The following is a 25,218-nucleotide window of genomic DNA, read 5'->3' as shown; positions in this document are numbered from 1 at the left end:
CCTCGTTCAGGAATGGGGAGGAGTGTCCGCGATCCAGCGTCGCGCCGCATTATGCCTGAAAGGCCGCTTGGCCGGATCTCATTGAACGGATCGACCCAGAAGCAGGACGATCATGATCATCAAAGCCATTGCCGAGCCGCTGCCATCCCGAGAGCCGAAGAACTGCATTCGACGGCTTCACTCCGGCACATCCTTTCGAGCGCACGACTCTCGATCCCCGGCGCAATCCGAGGCTCAGGGTGCGCCTGTGCGCGTCCACTAGGTCCCAGACACCGTCATGTGACGTGGTAGCAACGCTGGCGCATGGAACAACGAGACGGGGACCGCGTCCGATCACCCCTCTCCCTCACTTCCTCGGGACCAGCGTGCTCGCTAGTCTGGGCCGACCTTCAAGAGTCGAACTGGAATTGCGCGCGTGCTGACGGGTGAACTGAGAGCCAAGATCGATGCCATCTGGGATGCCTTCTGGGCCGGTGGCATCGCCAATCCCATCGAGGTGATCGAGCAACTGACCTATCTCCTCTTCATCCGCGGGCTCGACGAGGAGCAGACCCGCGAGGAGAACAAGGCCAACACGCTCGGCCTGCCGATGGAGCGCCGCATCTTCCCGGAAGGGGCGAACGCCAGGGGCATGGCCTATGAGCGGATGCGCTGGTCGCGCTTCCAGAACGAGGAGCCGGCCGAGATGTTCGCCATCGTCGGCGAGCATGTCTTTCCCTTTCTGCGCGAGATGGCGCAAGAAGGCACCGCCCATGCCGAGCACATGAAGGGCGCGCGCTTCACCATCCCGACGCCGGGCCTGTTGGACAAGGTGGTCGGCATGCTCGCCGACATCCCGCTGGTGGATCGCGACACCAAGGGCGATCTCTATGAATACATGCTCGGCAAGATCGCCAGCGCCGGCCAGAACGGCCAGTTCCGCACGCCGCGCCACATCATCAAGCTGATGGTGGAGCTGACGGCGCCGACGCCGCAGGACGTGATCTGCGATCCCGCGAGCGGCACTTGCGGCTTTCTGGTCGCCGCCGGCGAATATCTGCGCGCGCATCACAAGGGCCTGTTCCGCGACGCCGCGCTGAACCGGCATTTCCATCACGGCATGTTCCACGGCTACGATTTCGACCAGACCATGCTGCGCATCGGCTCGATGAACATGCAGCTGCACGGCGTCGAGGCGGCCGACATCCGCTATCGGGATTCGCTGTCCTCCAGCCATGGCGACGACGCCGACCGCTATTCGCTGATCCTCGCCAATCCGCCCTTCGCCGGCTCGCTGGACTATGAGACCACCGCCAGCGACCTGCTCGCCATCGTCAAGACCAAGAAGACCGAGCTGCTGTTCATGGCGCTGTTCCTGAAGCTCCTGAAGCCCGGCGGGCGGGCGGCGGTGATCGTGCCGGACGGGGTGCTGTTCGGCTCGTCGACGGCGCACAGGGCGATCCGCCGGATGCTGGTGGACGGCCACAAGCTCGACGCCATCGTCAAGCTGCCCTCCGGCGTGTTCCGGCCCTATGCCGGCGTCTCCACCGCCATCGTGTTCTTCACCAAGACCAATTCCGGCGGCACCGATCACGTCTGGTTCTACGACGTGCAGGCCGACGGCATGAGCCTCGACGACAAGCGCCAGACGCTGGTGCCGGAGGAGAAATTCGGCCCGGTGCCCAGGGTGGCGCTCGGCGCGGAAGAGCATGCGAGGAACAACCTGCCGGACGTGGTGGCGCGCTGGAAGCAGCGCGCCGGCGCCGAGCGCGCCAACCCGCGCAGCGGCCAGAGCTTCACCGTGACGCGCGAGGAGATCGCGGCGGCCGACTACGATTTGTCGCTCAATCGCTACAAGGAAGTGGTGCACGAGGCGGCCGAGCATCGCCCGCCCAAGGAGATCATCGCCGAGCTGCTGGCGCTGGAAGACGAGATCGCCGCGGGGCTGAAGGAACTGGAGGCGATGCTGTGAAAGCGAACCTCAGCGACATTGTAGGAAATAAAGGCATTTTTACCGATGGCGATTGGGTAGAAAGCAAAGATCAAGATCCATCTGGCGACGTGCGATTGATCCAATTGGCCGACGTGGGAGACGGCTATTTCATCAACAAGTCTTCGCGCTTTCTCACGTCCGACAAGGCTCGACAATTGAGGTGCACCTTCTTGCAGCAGGGTGACATCTTGATCGCTCGCATGCCGGACCCGCTGGGGCGGGCTTGTATCTATCCGGGCATCGGCCAGCAGGCGGTCACCGTGGTTGACGTTGCAATTGTCAGACCTGCCGACGATCAGGTTTTTACGCCTTGGCTCTGCCACATGATTAATTCTCCGAGCTTTCGGAATGAAGTGGGCAACTGGTCTTCAGGAACTACGCGGAACCGCATTTCGCGAAAAAACCTTGATAAAATTCTTTTCCATGTTCCCCCCCTCGACGAGCAGAAGCGGATTGCGACGATCCTGGATAAGGCCGATCAGCTGCGCCAGAAGCGCCGCCAGGCCATCACGCTGCTCGACAGCATCGGCTCGGTGTTAATCGAAGAGGTTGCAACGCAGGCTTCCAATCGCACCATCGCGTTGGGTGACTGCTTGTCATTTGTAACCAGCGGGGGTCGCAATTGGTCCCGTTATTATGCCGAAACTGGCGACCGCTTCATCCGATCTCTGGACGTTCAAATGAATTTCCTAGGGAACGAAGATATTGTCTATGTTCAAGCGCCAGATAACGCGGAAGCACGCCGCACACGCACTCAGTCCGGCGACGTGTTGCTGACGATCACCGGATCTCGTATTGGCCGGGTAGCAGCTTTAAAGGATGAACAGTCGAGGTCGTACGTCAGTCAGCACGTTGCGATACTGAGGCCAATAATCTCGAAAATTAGTTCAGAGTTTCTTTCTTTCTTTTTGAGTTCTGCGGCAGGTCAACAGCAAATTGCAAAGTGGCAGTATGGTCAGACCAAGCCAGGGCTAAATTTTGAACAGATTCGGTCCTTTGAAATTCCCGATGTGGATATGGACATTCAAAATCGGTTTGTTACTAAAGTTCAGACGATTGCAGCGAGATTGGCAAAGTGTAACAATCAAGGGGCAATTCTAGACTCCCTCTTCTCCTCCCTCCAGCACCGCGCCTTCTCCGGCCAGCTCTAGGTCGCCCGCATGTCCAACTTCGCCTTCCTCGCCGCCGAGTTCCCCGAGATCTTCGACAGCGCGAAGCGGGCGGAGGCATTGGCGGAGGGCGATCCGCGGGCGGCGGCCTTCTATGCACGGCGCACGGTGGAACTCGCCGTGCAATGGGCCTACCAGCACGATCCCGGCCTGAAGTTCCCCTATCAGAGCAACATCTCCGCCCTGATCCACGAGCCGAGCTTCCAGCGCATTGCCGGCGAAGCGGTGTTCGCCAAGGCCCGCGTCATCATCAAGATCGGCAACCAGGCCGTCCATGAGAGCCGCGAGACCCGCGCGACGGAAGCGGCGAGTGCCGTGCGCGAGCTGTTCCATCTCTGCTTCTGGCTGGCGCGCAGCTATGCGCGGCGCCAGCGGCCGGCGGACGGGCTGGCCTTCGATCCCGCGCATCTAAGCCGCAAGACCGATCTGGTGAAGCGCGCCTTCTCCGAACTCACCCGCCTCAAGGGCGAGATGGAGGCACGCGACGCCGCCTTCGAGGCCATGCTGCGCGACAAGGCCGCTCTCGACGCCGAGCTGCAGCGCCTGCGCGCCGAGATCGCCGCCGTCCGCCGCGAGAACGAGGCGCGGCCGGACCATCACGATTATTCCGAGGCGCAGACCCGCGACCTCTATATCGACCTGCTGCTCAAGGAGGCCGGCTGGACGCTCGACAGCCCGCGCGACCGCGAGTTTCCGGTCGACGGCATGCCGAACAGCGAGGGCCGCGGCTTCGTCGACTATGTGCTCTGGGGCGACGACGGCAAGCCGCTGGGCCTGATCGAGGCCAAGCGCACCCGGCGCGATCCGCGCGCCGGCCAGCAGCAGGCGAAGCTCTATGCCGATTGCCTAGAACGGCAGTTCGGGCAACGGCCGGTCATCTTCACCTCGAACGGCTACGAGCACTGGATCTGGGACGATCTTGCCTATCCGCCGCGCGCCGTCTCCGGCTTCTACAAGAAGGACGAGCTGCAACTGCTCATCCAGCGGCGGGCGAGCCGCAGCCCGATCGCCTCTCTCCCCGTCAACAGGAAGATCGCCGGCCGCTACTACCAGACCCGCGCCATCTCCCGCGTCGCCGAGGCCTTCGAAGCGAACCGGCAGCGCAAGAGCCTGCTGGTCATGGCCACCGGCGCCGGCAAGACCCGCACGGTCATCGCCCTGGTCGACCTCTTGATGCGGGCTGGCTGGGTGAAGCGTGTGCTGTTCCTCGCCGACCGCGTGGCGCTGGTCAACCAGGCCGTCAGGGCCTTCAAGGCGCATCTGCCGGACGCCTCGCCGGTCAATCTGGTGACGGAGAAGAGCGCCATCGGCCGCGTCTTCCTCTCCACCTATCCCACCATGATGAACCTGATCGACGAGCGCTCCGGCGGCGCGGCGCGCTTCGGCCCGGGCCATTTCGACCTCGTCATCATCGACGAGGCGCATCGCTCGGTCTACCAGCGCTACGGCGCGATCTTCGACTATTTCGACAGCCTGCTGGTCGGCCTCACCGCGACGCCGAAGGACGAGCTCGACCGCAACACCTACGGCCTGTTCGACCTCGAGAACGGCGTGCCGACCGACGCCTATTCGCTCGACAAGGCGGTGGAGGACGAATATCTCGTGCCGCCGCGCTCGGTCTCCGTCCCGCTCAAGTTCCAGCGCGAGGGCATCCGCTATGACGAGCTCTCCGAGGCGGAGAAAGAGCAGTGGGACATGCTCGAATGGGACGAGGAGCATGGCGACCCGCCCGACAGCGTCAATGCCGAGGCGGTCAACAAGTGGCTGTTCAACGCCGACACGGTCGACAAGGTGCTGGCGCATGTTATGACCGACGGGCTGAAGGTCGCTGGCGGTGATCGCCTCGGCAAGACCATCGTCTTCGCCAAGAACCAGAGCCATGCGGAATTCATCGAGCAGCGGTTCAACCGGGCCTATCCGCATCTGGCCGGCCATTTCGCCCGGGTCATCACCTTCAAGACCGAATATGCCCAGAGCCTGATCGACGACTTCTCGAAGAAGGACGGCGATCCGCATATCGCCATCTCCGTCGACATGCTCGACACTGGCATCGACGTTCCGGAGGTGGTCAACCTCGTCCTGTTCAAGCTGATCCGCTCGAAGACCAAGTTCTGGCAGATCCTCGGGCGCGGCACGCGGCTGTGTCCCGATCTCTACGGCCCCGGGCAGGACAAGGAGTTCTTCCGCGTCTTCGACTATTGCCAGAACCTCGAATTCTTCCGCCAGAACCCGCAGCCGGATGCGGGCCGCAATGCGAAGAGCCTCAATGAGCGTCTCTTCGCTGCCCGGTTCGATCTCGTCCGCGCGCTGGACGACAAATGTCGGCTGGACACTGCCGGCATGGCGGAGCCGGATCAGGACGGCTATGACGCCGGCGACGGCAAACCTTTCGATGAACGGACCATCCGCGACGAGGCGCTGGACGCGCTGCGCACCTATGTCGCCCGCATGAACCTCGACAATTTCATCGTGCGGAGCAAGCGCCGTATCGTCGAGAAATACCGATCCGCAGACGCCTGGACCGAACTGAGCGACGCCATGCGCGGCGAACTGCTCGAAGAGGTCGCGCCGCTCCCAAGCGAGGTGAAGGGCGAGCCCGAGGAGGCCAAGCGTTTCGATTTGTTGATGTTCGGCCTTGAGCTGGCCCTTCTGAAAGGCTCGAGGAGCTTCGAACGGCTGAGGAAGCAACTGGTCGAGATCGCCTCGGCGCTCGACGAGCAGACCGCGATCCCGATCATCGCCGCCCAGCATCGGCTGATCCTCGACATCCTGTCCGACGACTGGTGGAACGACGTCACGGTGCCTCTGCTCGAACTGGTGCGGCTTAGGCTTCGCGGCCTGGTGCAGCACATCGAGAAGGAGCGGCGCAGGATCGTCTATACCGATTTCACCGACGAGCTGGGCCCGGGTGCCGAGATCGACCTGCCCGAAGTGGGCGAGGTGGATTTCATGCGGTTCAAACGCAAGGCCCGGCATTTCCTGCGCGAGCATGAGGACCACATCGCCATTGCCAAGCTCCGGCACGGCAAGCCGCTGACTGCCAGCGATATCGCGCAACTGGAGCAGATGCTGCTCGATGCGGGTGTCGGCGCCCGCGAGCATGTCGAGAAGGCGGCAGAACTCGCTCACGGCTTCGGGGCGTTCATCCGCTCGCTGGTCGGGCTCGACCGAGGTGCCGTCGCGGACGCCTTCGGGGAGTTCCTGGGCGATAACGCCCTCACGGCTCAGCAGATCGAGTTTCTCGAAATGGTCATCGAGCACCTGACCGAGAAGGGCGTCATGGAGCCGGCGCTGCTGTATGAAAGCCCGTTCACCGATTTGGCGCCAAGCGGGCCGGAGCAGGTTTTCACCTTCGATCGTGCAAAGCGCCTGGTGGCTGTAATCAAAGAGATAAACGCCAGTGCGGTTGGCGGATCTCATTGAGAGAGTACGTCAACTTCATGATGTTGCGCGAGATGGCGGACGTGCCGGTGACTGATCTGATCCCCGAAAACTGGACCGTTTAAAGCTGGAGTTTTCCGCGTCAAAATCCCCGGGCTGGGAGGAGTGGAAGACGATGAAGGCATCGAAGTTCCCGGACGCCCAGAAGGCGTTCATCCTGAAGCAGGGAGCGGACGGTGTGCCGGTGGCGGATATCTGCCGGCGGGCCGGGATCAGCCAGGCGACCTATTTCAACTGGAAGAAGAAATATGAGGGGCTGGCCCCGCTCGAGATGAGGCGGCTGAAACAACTCGAGGATGAGAACACGAAGCTGCGCAAACTCGTTGCCGACCTCTCCCTGGACCGGGAGATGCTGCAGGATATCGTCCGCCGAAAAATCTGAGGCCTGGTCGCAAGCGCGAGCTCGTCGGCATGATGTGTGGCGAATGGCAGGTGTCGATCCGCCGGGCCCGTGCGGCTCTGGAATTCGACCGGTCCACCTACCACTACCAGTCCTGCCGACCCGACCAGGCCCCATTGGCGCCCCGCATCAAGACGATCTGCGAAACCCGAGTGCGCTATGGCTACCGGCGCGTGCAGGTGCTGCTGCGCCGGGAGGGCTGGGTGATCAACCAGAAGCGAACCCAAGCTTCGAGACAACGCCGGGATCATCCCCGGTGGCCAGCTTTTGCTTGGCTTGATCCCGCCGCGTGCGAGCTTCCTTCAGCGAGACCTCCGGGTAGGCGCCGAAAGCGAGCTGCTTCTGCTTGCCATCGAATTGATAGGCCATACGCCAGGGCTTGCTACCGGTCGGTGTCACGAGCAGGTGCAGGCCGCCGCCATCTGACAGTTTGATGGGCTTGTCGATGGCCTTTGCGGTGCGGACGGCAATGTCAGTCAAGGGCATTTGGCACCTGCGGTGTTGGCATCGTGATCTGTTGGCATTCGGCTGTGCCAACAAAGATGCCAACAAATTCGGCGAATGCCAACGAGCCGCCGTTAGCCTCAGCGGGTGCCAAACTCAGCGTAACTATCGGATTTTCTTGGGATTTTGAGCTTCAGCGGGCGACGCCGAGCGGGAAATGGTGCCCAGGGACGGAGTCGAACCGCCGACACTGCGATTTTCAGTTTTACTTGATTTATATTCAGTCCGTTTCAGTTCGTTCTACCCTATACATCTAGTGTAGTGATTTCAAGAAACTCCGCTATCCAATCTATTCCATGTCAACGCATGTCGTGTCATTCAAGCGCGCGCTTTGCAGCACCCATATAAAACCCAGTGCTGGACCACAGAAGCGCCGCTCCACCTGTGGCGTCGCTACGCGGCGTCCTTCAAGTCAGCTACTTTCTGAAGCTCGGCAAGGATTGCGCCATGATGCCGCCAGAGGCTGTTCCGGATGGGGATTTCAGCCACTGGCGAGCTCTTTCGCATGAAAAAGCACGCCAGCTTTTTATTGTCCTCGGCTACCATCGTTTACGGAGGAGCCGCGCCCGCGGCCAGGAGAACCTTGTCGGTGGCGATGACGACGGTCACACCGAGCCCTTCGAGGTCGGCTTGAACGTCGGGGGCGCGGATCACGAGCCAGTCTCCCTGCTGGCCGATTCGAACCGACCGCTTCGCCTCGATGAGCGCGAGGCCTGCCCAAGAGACCACCGTGGATGTCGACGATTGTGCGGGGGAGATATGCCGATGGTGATATATGATGTGATAGTTCAAAATTGCAAAGCAACGTTAAGCGGTCAGATATAAGGAGGATTGACCGCCTTTAGTGGCACGCTTTGGCAATCCCCGTCTCGCAGCTTTTCAGGTCCGCACGAACACAGCATGTTCGGCCGATTGGTATTAGGCCGGCGGCCCCGACAATGTCCTTGAGGCCAGAGTTTCGCTTCCACATGGAGTCCGTGGAGAGAACGAAGGCCTGAACCAAAGATCGAGGCACGCAGCTATGTCGATCGCGACACCGCTAGTATATCCCGCCACGTCTGCCAGATGGGGATGGTTTGTTACCGGCTTTCTCAGCATTTTCTTTGTGCTGTCATTCGTCGATCGAACGATTGTCGGACTTCTCGTCCAGCCGATCGCTGAAGAACTCTCCGCCTCGGACATCGAGATGGGGCTGCTTTATGGAACGGTCTTCGGGTTGGCATATTCGCTTATGGGGCTTCCCGCAGCCTATCTCATAGATAGCGGCCGTCGAAAGGCAATTCTGGTCTCAGGGGTAGTACTGTGGAGCGCGTCGACGGCATTGTGTGCCTTCGTGCCGAATTACACGTGGCTGCTCATCTTCCGCATGGGGATTGCGATCGGGGAGGCCGTTCTGTCGCCAGCAGCGGTCTCGATGATCGCGGACCTCTTCCCCCGGCACAAACGTCACCTGCCAACCAGCGTCTATCTGACCACAGGTGTCCTGATGGCAACCGGCTCGTACTTCATTGGTGGCTTCGCCATAAAATTGGCGGCGCTTGTCGTCCCAGAGGCACTGAGTTCCTGGCGGGCGACGATGCTGGTCGTCGGACTGCCCGGAATTGTACTGGGTCTGCTTTTCGGCATCTGCATTCCGGATCCTGCGCGAACGGAAGATGTTGTGCCGGCACAATCCGCGGCCAACTTCACCCGCCATCTCCTGGCTGAGTGGCGACTGTATCCCGTCATCATCTTTGCCGGGGGGCTCATCAGCCTGGTAAGCTTTGGCATTATCGGTTGGCTGCCAACAGTGATGATACGGCAGCATGGGCTGTCTCCTGCCGATGCGGGCTTTTTCGTTGGCCTGATAGGGATTCCGTCGAGCATAGCAGGTGCGCTCGGGGTACCTATGGTCGGTGCGTGGCTGGAACGGCGCGGGCGGAATGATGCACTGCTGCTGCTTTTAGTGGCTTCCGCCGCCTCGATGGCGTGTTTCGCGCTCCTGCCGCTGGCAACCGGGCCGGCAATGGTCGCCTTGTGCCTGGTTCCCGGCCTTGTCGGCGTGATGTCGAAGATCACACTGACGACACTCATCATCCAGAGGAGCGTGCCAGGGCGTATGCGAGCCCGTTTCGTTGCCCTAATCATGCTGATGACCAATCTGGCTGGCTTCGGTCTCGGCCCCCTCATGGTCGCGCTCATTGCCGAGAGGTGGCATGTAGGTCCCTCGGCACTTGCAGCGGGAATGAGTACTCTGGCTCTCATGGCAAGCCCTGTGGCCTTTGCGGCCTTCGCTTCGGCGCTGCCGAGCTATCGGCGACTGCTTCGTACGACATGATCCCGTCGCGGCCGACCTGCGATTTTTGCAGTTCTTTGCGAGTCTAAACTCGCTCGTGCCGTCGCGGCACGTCATCCTTGCTCCGATGGATCAAGTCAGGGGGAAAGGACATGCGCGCCAATGTAACTCAACCTCCGGTCGAGCCCCTTCCGTTCCCAGGCGAGACCGGCGCGCACTTCGGTCGGATGCATTACTATGCCGATCACGGGACTGCAGCCGAGTTCGAGTTGGCGAGAACGAGCAGGTCGGCGCCCTGCGGGCGGTTCGACAGAACAGGGCGTGCGTCCGATTGGACCGCCGCGGTCTCGCATGAGTTGATGCAACCGGTGGCGTCCATAGCCCTCAGTGGTGAAGCATGCCTCAACTGGCTTCGGGCCGACGCGCCCGTTTTGCACGAGGTCCGCGCCAACGTCGACATGATCGTTCGCGAGGCGCGACGTCTCGCGGAGATCGTGCGGCAGTTGCGCAGTCTGTTCCTGGACGAGCCCCTTCAGAAGGTTCGGGTCGACCTTAACGGCGAAATTTCCTCGGCCTTGGCGGCGATTGAGCCTGAACGTCGCCATGGAGCCATCCGAGTTGAAACCGATCTTGATCCCGCAGGAGCGTGGGTTGAGGTCGACACCGTGTTGTTGCGGCAGGTCATGCTGAACCTTCTGCGTAATGCATTCCATGCCATGGATGGCACGAGCGTCGAGCGTGAGATGTCAATAATGACGCGGTGCCGAGATGCGGGGGCACTTCACATCAGCTTTGCCGACAATGGTGGCGGCTTCGACGCTGCGGACCCGGATCAGCTGTTCGAGCCGTTCTTCACGACCAAGGCCGACGGCACGGGCATCGTCCTGTCGCTGTGCCGGCGGATCATCGAGATGCATGGAGGTAGTATCCGCGCCGTACGCAACGACGAGGCTGGGGCGACCTTCCACATCATCCTGCCGTCTTCGCAGGCGCCTGGTGAGCGTCGTCACGCTCCCTCGTCAGTAGTTGACGTCTGCTGAACAACGCAGCGTTCGCGATTTCGATTTGAGGCCATGCAGCTGAGAAGGAGCCTACCGTGAACGCTGACGTCATCCGACAACCTGGTTCCTTCGCGGGATTCGGCCTGTCCTCCTGGATGTTCGCCTGTCGCGTGTGGCTGGCGCTAGTCCTGGCGCTCTACGCCTCGTTTTGGCTCGAGCTCGAGGCACCATCGTCGGCCGCGCTGACCGTTGCGATCCTTTCGCTACCCACACGGGGACAGGGCCTGGAGAAAGCCGGCTTCCGTCTGATCGCGACCACGTTAGGAATCATCGCCACATTCGTAATTACTGGGGTATTCACACAGTCGGGACTTCTGTTGCTCATCGCATTCGCGCTGTGGATCGGAGCTTGCGTGTATGCCGCGGGGATGTTCGACGGCAATCGGGCTTATGCTGCATCGCTCGGCGCGGTCACCGTATCGTTCATCGCATTGCAGAACATCGATACACCTCAGAACGTCTTCGACGCAGCGACGGCGCGAGGCGCAGCCATCGTCATCGGCATCCTCGCCCTAGCCTTCGTCAACGATCTTCTTGGAGCACCAGATTTTCACCCGAAGATCGCGCGGCAGCTCCGCGAACTCCATGCCCGCGTCCGGGCCTACAGTCGAAGCGCCTGCGGCAACGGCACGGCCGCGGATGAAGAAGCGCTCCATCTACTGCGCGACATCGCAGCGCTCCGGCCGGATGTCGCCAGTCTCGGGGCGGAATCCAGTAATGGCAGGGCGCGGCGCAGCGCAGCGCAGGCTGCGATGGTAAACTTGGTCTCACTGCTGGCCGCCGCGCGCGGACTGCAGCGCCTGCCGCGGCTCGGCAATGTCGAAGCCGTCACGCTTCGGAAAGACACCGCCCGCTCAGACCTCCAGACGCCCAGGGTCAGCGGGTGCGAGCCGACAGCGCTCGTGCCGGAGGGAACCTCCGAACTCGCGGCACTCACCTGTCGGCTAGCCCATGAACGGTTGTTGATAGCCGACCGCGCGTGCAGCGACGATCTTGGTGCCCTCAGGCAAACCCGATTTCCGCAACACAATCTGCGCGCACCCATGTACGCCTCGCGCAGGCTCGCGTTTGAGAACGGGGTGGCGGGTGCGTTGAGCTTTGGCGTGGCCGCTCTGGCACTTCGAGTGCTGGACTGGCCCGCCGCAGAGATCTGCCTGGCTTTTGTCGGCATTCTGATCGGTCTCTCGGCGACGGCCCCGGACCGCCGGGCCTTTGCCACCGTCGCGCTGATAGCAGCGCCAATGGGCTGTTTGCTCGCGGGCCTATTAGAGTTTGTCGTGCTCGATGGAGCCACTGGCTTCCCGCAGCTGGCTCTCGGCATGGCTCCCTTCGTCATCGGGCTCGGTCTGCTGATGACGAAAGCGAGTCCCGTCATCGCCACGCTTGCGCGCACCAATCTCATTTTCATGATCGCGGTGTTCGCGCCCAGCAATCCGCAGAGCTATGACCCACAAGAGTTCGTCTTCGCTTGCACGTTCGTCTGTGTAGCGGCCCTACTCCTATTCGCCATCCAGTATCTGATCCCGAGCCGGACGAAGCCACAGAAGCTTGCGCAATTGCTGTACGAGGCAGACCGGGACATCAGGAGGCACCGGACTGGCCCCACCCTCGTGCCAGCGAGAGAGCTGAACGTGCGAGAACTGGGCTTCCGCGACGCGGTGCGAGTGGGTCAGATCGTCGACCTCGCAGAAGCAACGTCGGAAGGCCGTGACGCAATGACCTGGAGTCTGCATCGCTTCGATGAAGTTTCAGCGTTACGCATCTGCGACCAATGTCTGGATCGTTTCGTCGAAACAGGGTCTGCCGCGCTGCTGCAGGAGGCTCGCTGCGCACTGAAACACCCGGATGCAGTGTCTCTCCTCGCCGTCGCGCAGGCCCTCAACATAAACAACATGCTCCGAGATCCCGCGCTCCAGCGCCTTGCCGCAGCTTTCGTCGACGCGAGCCTTACATTTTCCATAAACGACGTGCGCGCACAGGCCGCCACCAAAGGTGAACCATGACATATGGCTTCCATGATTTCGTCATCGGAGGCGTTTTGCTTGCCCCGATATTGCGCTACGCGCTGGTGACGCTTTTCGTAGCGCTATTGTTGCGCCCCTTGCTTCATCGCATCGGCTTCCTCAACCACGTCAGCAACCCGCCACTCGTCGAATTGAGCCTCTACGTCTCGATCTTCGGCGTGCTGACCATGCTCGCATAGGAGCGTATCATGGGATATCAACGCGACATGGCCCCCGCCGTAGTTCAAGACGATCTGGGGTCCGGCGACCCGAATTCCGCCCTGCTCCAAGACGTGCCGGGCGGCAACGTACGGCACAGACTGCACGAAGTCGCTCGATATGTCGCAACCTTCGCTTGCGTGGCTATCGCGCTCGTCATTGCAATACTGACGTGGCAATATTATGTAAGCTCGCCATGGACGCGAAACGGCTCGGTGCGGGTGCAGGTTGCCAACGTGGCACCGCAAGTGTCCGGTCAGATCATTGAGATCAAGGTCGCCGACAACCAGTTCGTGCATAAAGGCGACGTGCTGTATGTGATCGATCCGTTTGACTTCCAGGTGGCGCAAGAAACCGCCAAGTCGCAGCTCGACCGCCTCGCTGCCGACCTCCAGGTGAAACAAGCGCAATCCCAGAGACGCCAGCATCTTTCATCAGATGCCACCACGCCCGAGGAGCAACAGGTTTTCCTTGGCGCCGCGCTCGAAGCAAAGGCCGCTTACGAAGGAGCCGGGCAGCAGCTTCGGCAGGCGGATCTCAATCTCAAAAGGACACAGGTCCTCAGTCCGGTCAACGGCTACGTTACCAACCTTCTGCTGCGAGTCGGAGATTACGCGGTGCAAGGGCAAAGCAACATCGCTGTCATCGATTCCGACAGCTTCTGGGTGGACGGTTATTTCGAAGAAACCAAGATGGCGCGAATTTGCGTGGGAGATCGGGCCGAAGCGCAATTGATTGGGTACGCCGAACCCGTTGAGGGGCATGTCGAGACCATCACGCGCGGCATCAGCGTCGCAAATGCGGGACAGGGTGTTCAGGGACTGCCCAACGTCAACCCCATCTACACATGGGTCCGCCTAGCCCAACGCGTGCCGGTTCGCATCGCCATCGACAAGGTCCCACAGGGCGTTCCTCTTGTATCAGGCATGACCGCCACTGTCACGATTGGCGGCAAGGAGGGTGTCGCCGACAGAAGCCTCGATACCCTGCTGACGACGGCGGCCATGGAGATCCGCAATTTCGTCTACGGCCCTGCTACGCCGTCGCCTCACTGTCAGCAAGCGGGACCCGTTACGGAGGTCGGAAGGGAAGCTCTTGCCGTGCCTGTCGAGCCGTCGATTCCAGCGCCCGAGCAGATCGCTCCTGGCCTGGTCCCGGCGCTGGATGCTTCGCCCCTTACGTCGGAAACTCGTTGAGAGAGGAAGTTCGAAAAGGTACATTCCCGATCCTTTCGCTCCCTGAGAAAGATCGGATCAATGGCACCCCCTCGGTGGGATACCGCCGACGTTCTTGGCTTCGGGCCCTATCGTTTGAAGGTGCTCCAGCGCGCTCTTTATCGTGACGGAACGGAAGTTCCATTAGGGGGACGTGCTTTTGACATCTTGATGCTTCTTATCGAGCAGGCTGGCGAAGTCGTTTCACAACGCGAGATTGTCGATCGCGTGTGGTCTGGCCTTGTCGTGGAAGAAGCAAATCTGCGCGTGCATGTCGCCAATCTGCGCAAGGCTCTGGGAGATGGTCGGGCCGACGCCCTCTACATCCAGACCATTCCTAGACGTGGCTACTCGTTCGTCGCGGCCGTTTCCAAGCAAACATCGACTGAAGATCGGCCAATTTTCAGTCCTGTCGATCCACCGCTTCCCGGTAACATTCCTCCGCCTCTTGCACGGATGGTGGGTCGCGAGGGCGTGGTGCTGGAACTGACGGAGCGGTTGGTCGCCAAGCGCTTCATAACCCTGATAGGTACTGGCGGCATTGGCAAAACGACGGTCGCGCTTGCCGTAGCGCATGCGCTGAAGGACCGATTCGATGGAGCGGTTGCCTTTGTTGATTTCAGTACGCTCACTAAAGGCGAGCTTGTCGAACAGGCTGCCGCTACTGCCGTGGGGCTAATTTCCCAGAGCGAAAGCGTATTGCCCGGCCTTCTCGCGTTTCTCCGCGACAAGAAAATCCTTTTGGTGCTCGACAATTGCGAGCATGTCGTCAACTCGGTGTCGTCCTTGACCGAGGATCTATTCCAAGCTGCACCCGATCTTCACATTCTTGTCACGAGCCGCGAAGCGCTTCGCGCGGAAGGCGAGTGGATACATCCGCTGGCACCGCTTGACCTTCCTCCCGCAGAAGCAAATCTCACCGCCGAGGTCGCGATGTCGTCGCCGGCAGTCCGCCTTTTTATGGAGCGAGCCGCAGCCGGAGGGTACTGGGACGCACTGAGCGATGAAGAAGTGCCGATCGTGACCTCGATTTGTCGCCGCATGGATGGCATTGCCCTTGCCATCGAGATTGCGGCAGGCCGGGTCGCCACTCACGGCATAGCCGGCACAGCAGATCTTCTTGACCATCGGTTCAAGCTGCTGTGGCAGGGACGGCGGAATGCACTGCCTCGCCATCGGACAATGCTGGCCATGGTGGACTGGAGCAACAATCTGCTTTCTGATGACGATCGGCGTGTACTGGCCCGCCTGTCGATTTTTGTCGGGGCATTTTCGCTGGCAGCAGCCCAGGGGGTTCTTGCCGATGCGGGGCTCTCCGCTATGCAGATCTCGGGTTCTATATCAAGCCTGACTGATAAGTCGCTCGTTTCTACCGTATCCGGCCACCCGGGCGGTCACTATCGGTTGCTTGATATTACCCGGTCCTATGCAGCGGTAAAACTGGAGGAGAGTGGCGAGCATGCCCTGATTGCGCGCCGCCATGCCGTGTTCTGCCGCGACACGATTTGCCAACCTCAAGGCGAGAGCGCCTTCTCCGACGTGTCATCAGTCATCGCCAATCTGCGCGCCGCGCTCGATTGGAGCTTTTCCGATTCCGCGCATCACTCGCTGGCGATTTCGCTTGCCACGCGTGCGGCAATTACATTCCGACGCCACGCGCGCCTCACCGAGTGTCTGCAATGGTCCGAAAGGGCGCTCGCCGAGTTGGATGACACAGTTCTAGGTTCGCCTACGGAAGTCGCCTTGCTGGAGGGCTTCATTGTCGGCGCCATGTTTACACGGGGAAACCAAGCAGATGTCGCGCGTTCACTTCAACGGGCGATAGAACTCGCCCAGGAACTGGGAAATATGCACGATGAGTTGCGGCTTCTTTCCTGGCAGCACATTTTTCTAACTCGTGGGGGGGAATTTCGAGCGGCCATGCGCATTGCCGAAAAGGTCGAGTCTATTGCAACAGCGAGTGGTCACGAGGCCCAGCGAGTGGTCGCGGATTGGACAATGGGAACGTCATTCCATGCGCTCGGAGAGCAATTCGCGGCGCAGACGCGCTGCGAGGCCGCGCTGCATCGCTCAAGCGCTCCAGCCGTCGTTTCCTACCTGGCTCCCTACGGCATCGGTCAGCGTGTCCGAAACCTCTGTTTCTACGCACGCACGCTTTGGATCCGTGGTTTCCCGGACAACGCCGAGAGTATTGCCGCCCAGGCGTTCGCTGAAGCTGAGGCTCGACGGCATCCGCTCGCACTTTGCTTGGCCCTTATCTACTCGACGACCATAGATATCTGGCGCGGAAACTATCCAGCGGCTGCTGCCCGGATGGAGGGCCTCATCTCCTGCGCCACTACTCATTCTCTCGCCCCCTTCAATGCTGTCGGCGTCGGCTTGCGTGGCGAGATATCAGTTCATGCGGGTGAGCTTGAGAGCGGAATCGCCGATCTTCGCGCATCCCTGATGATGCTACACGACGAACGATATCTCATTCTCGCATCGAGTTTTCGTAGAGCGCTCGCCGAAGCACTTGCGGCTAATGGCCTTATCGATGAGGCGCTTGCGACGTTGGAAAAAGCCTTCTCTCAAGTCGATGCGAGTGGTGAATTATATATTTTGCCTGATCTGTACAGAGCACGGGCGGCTATTCGATTGAATGCCGATCCGCGAAATATCGACTCCATCGAACAAGACCTACTTACTTCGCTCGACCTTGCAGCCCGACAATGCGCGCCCGGCTGGATTCTACGTTCGACGATACCTCTGGCGCGGCTTTGGACCGAAATCGGGCGCTCAAAGGAGGCCACGCAGCGACTGCGGCAGGCCCTGTCTGCTTTCCCAGCCGAGCTTCCCGATCGGGACATCCGTCTGGCGTATGATATCTTGGGTTCGCTCGATCCGGCTGCAGGACGGCCATTCTCGACCTTCGACAGTCGCAGGATCTGACGGTCGCTAGCATTTCCAGCCTGGCGATGAAGCGGTTACCTCCCGGAGCAGTGTAAACCTTACATGAATTTGCAGTTCTGAACGAGAATCCCGGGCTTTGGTCGAATATCGTCAAGACGATCGGCGCTGGGCCGGGATATCTTTCGTTCAGAACACACATGTCGGATCCAGGCTTTCCTCTCGCAGTCCAGTCGCTCCTCAACGCTGTCCGATCGGGCAGTCGCGAAGGCATCCTTGCCGCGTTCGCTGCGGATCATGTCATTGAAGACAAAAGCCACGGACCTCCGTCCAGAGATCTCCGTCATTGGGTAGACCAGCTACTCTCCAATGGCATTCGCTCCTTACGCGTGATGCACCGCGAGCCGGTCAGCGACGGTTTGAGGCTTGTCATCCTCATCCATTGTCAAAATGGTCGGATCGACGGACCTCTTTATTGGAAGGTCCTCTACACCGAAACATCAGTCTATAACCTAAGTATAGAGACAATAGAATTTAAAAATGTCCCAGAATATGTTCGTGAGTTTGTTGTGGCGACAAATATAGGAGATTTATCATCCATACTACGTATTTTCACTGACGATGCATTAGTAAATGACGAATTTGTCGAATATATCGGCAGAGAAGATATATCCATCTGGGCGCGTCGTTCTATTATAGATCGTCAATTGGGATTTCACATTCTGCGCTTATTCACTCAGGAGCAACGTGTCGTGGTTTCCGTCAGTGCCACGGGGAAGTTCGACATGATGGGCTTGCCAGATCCTTTGATCCTCACTCTCTATTTCTCCTTGAGTGGCAATGGCATCGCTCAGCTCATCATACTGCAGAATGTGCAGACGTAGCGTCGGGTACGCTCGCAGTTGGTCAACGCGTCGGTGGGGCGAAGTATTTCGACCGGTCGTCTCGCGCGATCTTACAGCCGCCGGACGGTTGCCAGCCATTGGTCAATGCCGCTAACAGACTTGAAGTCGGCGACGCTGCGGCTCGGTATGTCAGGCGCTGCCTCGCTCATCATCCGGGCAAGCGCATTCCCGGGACCAAGTTCGAGCACGTGGCTCGGGCGGGCAGCGCGGCATGCCTCCATGCAGGCCGCCCAATTGACGGTGGTCGAGATCTGCGCAGCGAGCCGAATGACGCCTTTTGCGGTATCGCCAACGGGAGCGCCATCGACGCCGCCGATCAGCCGGATGCCGGCCGGGACGCCAACATCGGCGGGAACTCTCTCGCGCAGCACATCAAGAAACTGGCGGCTTGCGGCGGTGAGAGCCGGCGTGTGCGACGCGACCTGGATCGGCAGGCGCACGGCATGGCTGGCACCGCGCTGTCGTGCCTCCGTGAGGGCGGAGTCAATGCCCGAAGCGCCGCCGCCGACGATGAAATGAGTCGGGCCGTTGATAATGGCGACATCGAGTCCATAGGTGCTGCAGAGGCTGTCGATGGAGCCGCGCGACAGGCCGACAATGGCCGCGAGGCCGGAGAGTTGGTGTGTCTCGTCATCCATCAGCGCCGCGCGCTGCGTCACGAGGTCGAACGCGGTCGGAGCGTCGACCAGTCCAGCGACGGCCCAGGCCGGCAGTTCTCCAGCGCTATAGCCCGCAATGACCAACGGCCGAGGGACCGAAGGGCTGATGACGGCCCATGCTGCAAGCGTCGCAGTGCAACATAGCAGCTGTGCGACATTGTTGCCATGGATGGCCTCACCGCCCTGCCGCACGATGTCACGCACATCCCGGCCGCCAAGCTCCCGGCTCGCCGCGGCGAAAATCGGAGCTGCAGCAGGCTCATCGGCGATGAGGTCGAACATCGCAGGGTTCTGGTTGCCCTGTCCGGAGCACAGAATCGCCGTGCCGCTCACGGCTGACGCTCGATTGCGTCGAGGAAGATCGTCACAGCAAGCAGATCCGCCGACCCACCGGGACTGAGCCGCCGCGCCACGAAGCGGCGGTGGACGGCCAAGGCATGATCGAGCCACGCCGCTTGGCCAACCCCGCCGGCCAGCAGGAATTCCCGTGCTTCGCGCCGGGCATCATCGAGGCCCTCGGCCCCGCCGCGATGGAGCAGATTGGTGTCCTCCATGTGCGCCAGCAACGCGAAGAAGGCGTGCACCCGCGCGGCCTCCTCGTCCGCCAGCGTCCGGCCTACCCGCAGTGCCGGCAGGCCGATCGTGCGGGCGTGCGGGAAGCCGGCAGCCGCCTCGGCGCGCGCGCCGCCGGCGCCGAAACGGCGCAACGCACCGCTACCGTGGCTGTTCAACGGGATCGGGCCACGAACTATGTCACGCGCCCAGCGCTCGGAGACGATGCGCGTGAGCTGGTCGGCCGAGGGCGGCCGGCCTTCCGCGACCGCTGCGCCAGCCCCAGCGCAGAGCAGGCCGAGCGCGAAGATGGCGCCGCGATGCGTGTTCACGCCACCTGTCGCCACCAGCATGGCGTCTTCGGCGAGCCGGCCGATCCGCCGAAGCTCGTCCATCGGCGCGTTCGTCGCGCCTGCCGAGGCGAGATCGGCATAGAATGGACGCAGCGCGACGATGCTGCGCTGAAAGGTGGCATAATCCATGTCGTCGTGGCTGCCACTGTCGCGAGGACTGACGAGGCCGGGCTTCGGCCAGGCATCGAGCTCAGCCGTCAGAGCATCAGCGGCCAGCCGGCCGATATGCGCGGCATCCGCGTGGGTGCGCGCGACGAGGCTCAGTGCGGCGCAATCCGTCGCTGCGATCACGCAAACAGGCGTTGTGCGCATCTCAGTTCCGCTCCGTCCGTGGATTTGACCAGCACCTGATCATTCGGCCCGCTGCGCGCGGCGTGGAGTTCGCGCCAGTTTATACCCTCGCCGCCGGGCAGGATGATCTCACCGTCGAGCCGGGCCGGACCAGCGGTGTCGATAGCGGCGAGACCGGTCAGCAAATCGGTCAGCACGCCGGCGTCCTTCACAGGCCAGAGCAGATCGATATCCGATCCGGGTCGTAGATAGGCGAGGCCGGTGACGTGCTGCCACAGCAAGGCACCGAAGACCGAAGGCGCCAGCGAGAGGCGCCTGCCGAGCGCGATGATGATGTCGAGTTGCGTTCGCATCTCCTTGGGCGCACTCGTGATCGCCTCGCCGAGCGGCACGCGGTGAAGGTGGCCTGCAATATCCCCTGGAGCTAGTACGAAGGCGAGCCTCAGCTTGCCGAGGGAGGGAGGCAGCGGCAGACCGACAGAGACACCTGCCGCCTCCCCCTCACCGGCGCGCCGGACGATGAGCGGCCATGCGCGCGTGGCCCACTCCTCGACCAGACGGCGTGGCTCTTCGGCGAGCCCGTCGAGGCCGGGCGCAGCGGCGAGGGTGTCGCGCCACCCCGCCACGGTGACGCGCAGCAACTCATGCCGTGCCAAACCATGCGGCCCCAAGCCACGCGACCCGAGCCGGTCGTCAGGCATAGTGGTCTCCGCTGGCCTGATCGGCAACGCGCCGGGCGATGCCAGCAGCCACCGGCCGGCCACCGCGCTCGGCACCGAGGACATCGCGCGTGTCTTGAGCCGGCAGGCCGGCCAACGTCGCCTCGAATTGTGGTCCGAGCGGGCTGGAAGGATCCCAGATCTGCGCCACCGCGCCGACCGCGCTCATGGAAGCCAGGCCCGGCGCGAAAACCGGCGTGGTCTTCGACAGCTCGGTGAGCTTCTCCTCGGGCAGCTTGGTCACACGCGCCATGGATGGCAGGTCCATCACCGCTGGCTCGGCGCCGGGCAGGCCGACGAGGACGTCGGTCGCGCCCGCTGTGGCGAGGAAGGCGCCGGCGGCAGCCTGCCCATAATTCAGCGCGACGGTCCGATGGCCGCTGAGGCTCGCCAGATGCAGGCATTTGGCGAGGTGGGAGAGATATTCGTTGAGGCCCAGCATCTCATCATGACGGGACATCAGCTGGCCCTGCGTGTCGACGAGGACGAGAATCGGCGCCTTGTTGCCCGCCGCCACGATCTCCAGCACCCGCGCCGCGAGAGGCACGAGGCCGGCGATACCGAGCGGTGCGCCGTCGGCGATGCCGATCACCTCGACGACGCTGCCATCGGCGCGTTTGCCGGTGCCGATGATGAGGTGGTCCGTCCGGGCGGGGATGTCGTGACCGGCAGGAAACAGGCTGTGGAGAATCTCAGCGAGCGTCATGATCAATCCCCTGCACGCCGGCCGCGACCGCCCGGAAAGCGTCGTCATCCATGTCGGTAATGTTCTGCGGATCGGGAATGCCCAGCGCCGTCCACATGTCGGTGGCGGTGCTGCAGGCGCCAAGCTTTTCTGCCCGCCCAGCGAGCCGGGCATGCTCGGCCTGCAGCGTCGCGAGATCGAAGGCGGGGGGCTCGCGCATCAGCATCAGCGCGGCAGCACGGAAGCTGATGATACTGTCATCGGCATAGGCGTCGGCACCGCCGATCAGCCGGCGCGCGCGCCCACCCGTGACGCTCCAGACCAGCGCCTTGTTCTGCGAGTCGAATTCCTCGACGCCCTTATTGGTCTCGATCACCTCGGGGCCGGTGACGCCAATGCGGCCCTGACCGGAGATGGCGATGGCCGAGCAGGTGGCCGCAGTGAGGCCGGCACCACCGAAGCAGCCCGCCCTGCCGCCGACGAGGGCGATCACCCTGACACCGGCGGCACGGGCCTCGACAATGGCGCGCATCGTCTCGCCGACGGCGAGCTCGCCGGCATTGGCCTCTTGCAACCGCACGCCGCCGCTGTCGAGCAGCAGCAGGATGGTACGCGGCAGCTTCTCGTTGTCGCGCGCCGCGCGCAGCAGGCCGACAAGCTTGGCCCCGCTCACTTCGGCGAAGGTGCCGCCCATGAACTGGCCTTCCTGCGCGGCGATGAATACGTCCTCGCCGCCCAGCCGGCCGCGTCCGATGATTATGCCATCGTCGAAGGCGGCGGGCAGGTCGAACAGAACGAGGTGCGGGCTACGCACCCTCTCCGTCGGTGGCAGGAACTCGGTGAAGCTGCCCGCCTCAAGCAGGCCGGCGATGCGTTCGCGGGCGGTGGAGAGGAACCAGCTGGCGGCGTCGATAGCGGGACGGTTGACGTCACTCATGGTCGGTCTCCATGGTCCGAACGCCCTGCATCAGGCGCAGCATCACCGTGTCGGGGCGGGCGCCCCCATCGTTGATGGAGATGCGAAGCCCGCCCGGCGATGCGCGCTCGACGAAATCGTCGATGACCGCTTTCCAAACATCGTCGAAGCCGCTGACCGGCGTGGCGATCTCCACCGTGCAATCGGTGTCGGCCAGAACACGTTCGAGTAGTACTTCGAGATTGCCAGAGGCAACGACGCCTACGATGGCGTTCGGAGACGAGCCGGGCGCGGCAGAGCGGGTCTTGTGATGGAACTTCAGGTTTTCCATGGCAATCTCCTCACCAGTTCCGGAACTTGGCAGGCGGATCGTAGAGATTGCCCGACCAGTGCATCAGCTCCTTGATGGAGCGCGCGGCAAGAAGGTTTCGGCTGGCGTCGAGTGGATCGATGCCGAGATCCTCGGGGCGCTGGATCACCTTGCGAGCCCGCAGTTCCTCCACCGCCCTGGTGTCGCGTGCGCGGCCGACATCGGTGTAGCCGGCGATGCCGCGAATTGCCTGTTCGCGCTCATAGGGCGTGCGACAGAACAGCAGGTTGGCGATGCCTTCCTCGGTGACGATGTGGGAGACGTCGTCGCCATAGATCATCACCGGCGGCAAAGCGAGATCGAGCGATCTGGCCAGCTCGATGCCGTCAAGGCTCTCCACGAAGGTGGGGCTCATTTTGTCGCCGAAGGTCTCGACGATCTGCACCACCAGCTTTCGCCCGCGCGGCAAAGCCCGAGGATCGGCGCCGGAACCGCCCGCCGCCTCGCGCCCGGCCTGAAGCCACGGATCGCTGGCGTGGCGGCGGCCACGGGGGTCGGAGCCCATGTTGGGTGCGCCGCCGAAGCCCGCGACGCGGTCCCTGGTGAATGTCGAGGAATTGCCGGCGAGGTCGATTTGCAGCGTGGAGCCGATGAACAGGTCGGTCGCGTAGAGGCCGGCCGACTGGCAGTACATGCGGTTCGATCCCATCGAACCGTCGCGGCCGGTGAAGAAGACGTCCGGCCGTGCGCGCATATAGCCGTCCATGCCGACTTCAGAGCCGAAACTGTGGATTTGCTCTACCCAGCCTGACTCGATGGCCGGGATCAATGTGGGATGCGGGTTCAGCGCGAAATGGGTGGCAATCTTGCCCTTCAGCCCCAGCCGCTCAGCGAAGGTCGGCAGGATCAGCTCGATGGCCGCAGTGTTGAACCCAATGCCATGATTGAGCCGCTTCACGCCATACGGGGCGTAGATGCCCTTGATCGCCAGCATGGCACCGAGAATCTGCGTCTCGGTGATTTGCGCAGGGTCACGGGTGAACAGTGGTTCAATGTAGAAGTGCTCGGGCGCGACGACGACGAAGTCGACACGGTCGCCGGGCACATCGACTCGCGGTACCTTGTCGACGAGTTCGTTCACCTGCGCGACGACGATGCCCTGCTTGAAGGCCGTCGCCTCGATGACCACCGGCGAGTCTTCGGTGTTCGGACCCATATAGAGGTTGCCGTCGCGGTCGGCGCAGCGCGCCACCGTGAGCGCCACATGCGGGGTGAGGTCGACGAAGTAGCGCGAGAACAGTTCGAGATAGGTATGGACCGCGCCGAGCTCGATTTTGCCGGCCTTGAGCGCGCGGGCGATGGCGCCGCCCTGCGGGCCGGAATAGGAGAAGTCGAGCCGCTTAGCGATGCCGGTCTCGAACAGATCGAGATGTTCGGCCAGCACCACGCCGGACTGCACGATGTGCAGATTGCTGACGAGCTTCGGGTCGACGGCGGCGAGGCTGGCGGCGAGGAAGTCCGCCTGCTTCTGGTTGTCGCCTTCGAGGCACACCCGGTCGCCAGGGCGGATGACGGCCTCCAGAAGCTTGGTCGTGTCCTTGGGCGAGACCATCTTTCCCCTGGAATAAGAGCTTGCAGCGGAAACGCGCTCGTCGTGCGATTGCCGCTGGAGATCCCATGTTCGCTCTGCAGGACTACCTGATCGGATGCTCATTGCCGGCCTCGTTCACCTCAGCGGGAAACATCGTCGCCACAGGCGACGATACTTCAGTTTGCGCAAGTTGCATGTCTCGGCAGACGGTCAGGGAGCCGCCTCTCCGACTTTGTGCGCCGCCTTCTCGATAACCTCAGCGACGCGCGCTGGATGAGATTCATAGACCGAGTGGCTGGCCCCCTCGATGACGATGAAGGGTGCTTTGGCACGCTCGTAGTAAAAGCGCTCAAGGTCAGGATTGATGATTTGGTCGTTCCCGGCGACGACGCCCCAGCTCGGTTTCTTCTTCCACGCGGCGGCAGTTAGCGGGGTGCTGAACACCTCCTTCTTCGCAAGCACCTGTGAGCGCGCCGCGAATGCGGCGCGTTCCTTCGGCAGGTCGGGCGCGAACAGCTTCGAGAACAGTTCGGGATTGAGGTAGGTGTAGCCGTCGGGCGTCAACTTGATCGCCCCCTCGGTCTTCGCCAGCACGCTCGGCGTCTTGTTGCCGAGTTCGCCCTCGTCCTCTCCGATATCGGGGGCATGGGCGGCGACATAGACGAGGCCGGCCACCTTCGGATGCACCCCCGCTTCGGTGATGATCGAGCCGCCGTAGGAGTGGCCGACCAGAATTGCAGGGCCATCCTGCATGTCGAGAACGCGTTGTGCGGCCGCGACGTCCTCAGCGAACGAGGTCTCGGGTTCCTGGACCATCGATACGCGGTAGCCCCTGCTCGTCAGAATTTCGTAGATAGGCTTCCAGCCTGACGCATCGACCCAGGCTCCATGAACAAGGACGATATTGCGAACGGGTTCGGCAACGGCCCCGAGGGGAGCAGCCATGATGGCGAGCGTTACGAGGATACTCGCGGGGCGAGAAAGCAAGAATGACATTGATACCTCCGGTAACAGGTTCGGCCTGAGCTGATCCTCCGCTCGCAACATCACTACTGACTGATCCATAGGGCCGTTAAGTTAAAAGTTGAAA

At 62.0% G+C, this 25,218-nt stretch carries 19 protein-coding genes, 1 tRNA gene and 1 pseudogene; 11 read left to right on the top strand and 10 right to left on the bottom strand.

Annotated elements, in window-relative coordinates; genetic code table 11:
* The first annotated feature begins 415 nt into the window (after positions 1-415).
* The 4 genes and pseudogenes from J2X65_RS24470 to J2X65_RS24455 form a co-directional block, all read left to right on the top strand.
* Entirely contained in the window at positions 416-1,951 is a 1,536-nt protein-coding gene (locus tag J2X65_RS24470; RefSeq protein ID WP_310207281.1) for a class I SAM-dependent DNA methyltransferase, read from the top strand.
* Positions 1,948-3,123 carry a restriction endonuclease subunit S gene (locus J2X65_RS24465; RefSeq protein WP_310207278.1) on the top strand — a complete coding sequence of 392 codons (1,176 nt, stop codon included), beginning with the start codon at positions 1,948-1,950 and terminating at the stop codon, positions 3,121-3,123. Before J2X65_RS24470 ends, J2X65_RS24465 begins: the two co-directional genes overlap by 4 nt.
* Positions 3,124-3,132: 9 nt before the next feature.
* On the top strand, positions 3,133-6,564 hold the full coding sequence (locus J2X65_RS24460) for a DEAD/DEAH box helicase family protein (RefSeq protein ID WP_310207275.1): 3,432 nt from the start codon (positions 3,133-3,135) through the stop codon (positions 6,562-6,564).
* A 133-nt stretch (positions 6,565-6,697) separates the two neighbouring features.
* Positions 6,698-7,206: pseudogene (locus tag J2X65_RS24455) on the top strand (transposase); the annotation flags it as partial.
* Here the strand turns inward: J2X65_RS24455 and J2X65_RS24450 are convergent.
* Positions 7,190-7,468, bottom strand: coding sequence for an Arm DNA-binding domain-containing protein (locus J2X65_RS24450; RefSeq protein ID WP_310207272.1), 279 nt, complete (start codon positions 7,466-7,468; stop codon positions 7,190-7,192). The pseudogene J2X65_RS24455 and the gene J2X65_RS24450 sit on opposite strands and share 17 nt — an antisense overlap.
* 176 nt (positions 7,469-7,644) lie before the next feature.
* Positions 7,645-7,768 (bottom strand) — tRNA-OTHER (locus J2X65_RS24445).
* A gap of 739 nt (positions 7,769-8,507) precedes the next feature.
* Here J2X65_RS24445 and J2X65_RS24440 point away from each other — a divergent pair.
* The 7 genes from J2X65_RS24440 (at position 8,508) to J2X65_RS24410 (ending at position 18,031) form a co-directional block, all read left to right on the top strand.
* Positions 8,508-9,803, top strand: a complete 1,296-nt coding sequence (locus tag J2X65_RS24440) for an MFS transporter (protein WP_310207269.1) — start codon at positions 8,508-8,510, stop codon at positions 9,801-9,803.
* 110 nt (positions 9,804-9,913) lie between these two features.
* Positions 9,914-10,801: a HAMP domain-containing sensor histidine kinase gene (locus J2X65_RS24435; protein WP_310207266.1), complete on the top strand. Its 888-nt coding sequence runs from the start codon at positions 9,914-9,916 to the stop codon at positions 10,799-10,801.
* A gap of 56 nt (positions 10,802-10,857) precedes the next feature.
* A complete protein-coding gene (locus J2X65_RS24430; protein WP_310207263.1) occupies positions 10,858-12,825 on the top strand; it encodes an FUSC family protein in 1,968 nt (655 codons plus the stop codon).
* Positions 12,822-13,025, top strand: a complete 204-nt coding sequence (locus tag J2X65_RS24425; protein ID WP_310207260.1) for a DUF1656 domain-containing protein — start codon at positions 12,822-12,824, stop codon at positions 13,023-13,025. The genes J2X65_RS24430 and J2X65_RS24425 overlap by 4 nt, the downstream gene beginning before the upstream one ends.
* Before the next feature lie 9 nt (positions 13,026-13,034).
* A complete protein-coding gene (locus tag J2X65_RS24420) occupies positions 13,035-14,240 on the top strand; it encodes an HlyD family secretion protein (protein ID WP_310207257.1) in 1,206 nt (401 codons plus the stop codon).
* 60 nt (positions 14,241-14,300) lie between these two features.
* Positions 14,301-17,189 (top strand): winged helix-turn-helix domain-containing protein, encoded by a 2,889-nt coding sequence (locus J2X65_RS24415; RefSeq protein WP_310207253.1) that lies wholly within the window; start codon positions 14,301-14,303, stop codon positions 17,187-17,189.
* A 158-nt stretch (positions 17,190-17,347) separates the two neighbouring features.
* Positions 17,348-18,031 (top strand): nuclear transport factor 2 family protein, encoded by a 684-nt coding sequence (locus tag J2X65_RS24410; RefSeq protein ID WP_310207250.1) that lies wholly within the window; start codon positions 17,348-17,350, stop codon positions 18,029-18,031.
* Positions 18,032-18,102: 71 nt separating this feature from the next.
* Here the strand turns inward: J2X65_RS24410 and J2X65_RS24405 are convergent, their stop codons facing one another.
* The 8 genes from J2X65_RS24405 to J2X65_RS24370 form a co-directional block, all read right to left on the bottom strand.
* Positions 18,103-19,044, bottom strand: coding sequence for an acyltransferase domain-containing protein (locus tag J2X65_RS24405; protein ID WP_310207246.1), 942 nt, complete (start codon positions 19,042-19,044; stop codon positions 18,103-18,105).
* On the bottom strand, positions 19,041-19,928 hold the full coding sequence (gene mdcB, locus J2X65_RS24400) for a triphosphoribosyl-dephospho-CoA synthase MdcB (protein ID WP_310207243.1): 888 nt from the start codon (positions 19,926-19,928) through the stop codon (positions 19,041-19,043). The genes J2X65_RS24405 and mdcB overlap by 4 nt, the downstream gene beginning before the upstream one ends.
* A complete protein-coding gene (gene mdcG, locus J2X65_RS24395; protein ID WP_310207240.1) occupies positions 19,904-20,608 on the bottom strand; it encodes a malonate decarboxylase holo-[acyl-carrier-protein] synthase in 705 nt (234 codons plus the stop codon). Before mdcG ends, mdcB begins: the two co-directional genes overlap by 25 nt.
* Complete coding sequence (locus J2X65_RS24390; protein WP_310207237.1) at positions 20,601-21,332, bottom strand: biotin-independent malonate decarboxylase subunit gamma; 732 nt, start codon at positions 21,330-21,332, stop codon at positions 20,601-20,603. The genes mdcG and J2X65_RS24390 overlap by 8 nt, the downstream gene beginning before the upstream one ends.
* Positions 21,319-22,248: a biotin-independent malonate decarboxylase subunit beta gene (locus J2X65_RS24385; RefSeq protein WP_310207234.1), complete on the bottom strand. Its 930-nt coding sequence runs from the start codon at positions 22,246-22,248 to the stop codon at positions 21,319-21,321. Before J2X65_RS24385 ends, J2X65_RS24390 begins: the two co-directional genes overlap by 14 nt.
* Positions 22,241-22,558 (bottom strand): malonate decarboxylase acyl carrier protein, encoded by a 318-nt coding sequence (gene mdcC, locus J2X65_RS24380; RefSeq protein WP_310207232.1) that lies wholly within the window; start codon positions 22,556-22,558, stop codon positions 22,241-22,243. Before mdcC ends, J2X65_RS24385 begins: the two co-directional genes overlap by 8 nt.
* A 10-nt stretch (positions 22,559-22,568) precedes the next feature.
* A complete protein-coding gene (gene mdcA / locus J2X65_RS24375; protein WP_310207229.1) occupies positions 22,569-24,251 on the bottom strand; it encodes a malonate decarboxylase subunit alpha in 1,683 nt (560 codons plus the stop codon).
* A gap of 87 nt (positions 24,252-24,338) precedes the next feature.
* Positions 24,339-25,073 carry an alpha/beta hydrolase gene (locus tag J2X65_RS24370; protein WP_404977792.1) on the bottom strand — a complete coding sequence of 245 codons (735 nt, stop codon included), beginning with the start codon at positions 25,071-25,073 and terminating at the stop codon, positions 24,339-24,341.
* Positions 25,074-25,218 lie beyond the last annotated feature (145 nt).

Source organism: Ancylobacter sp. 3268 (genome assembly GCF_031456575.1).
Lineage (GTDB): Bacteria > Pseudomonadota > Alphaproteobacteria > Rhizobiales > Xanthobacteraceae > Ancylobacter.
This window is presented reverse-complemented; position numbering and strand designations above follow the sequence as displayed.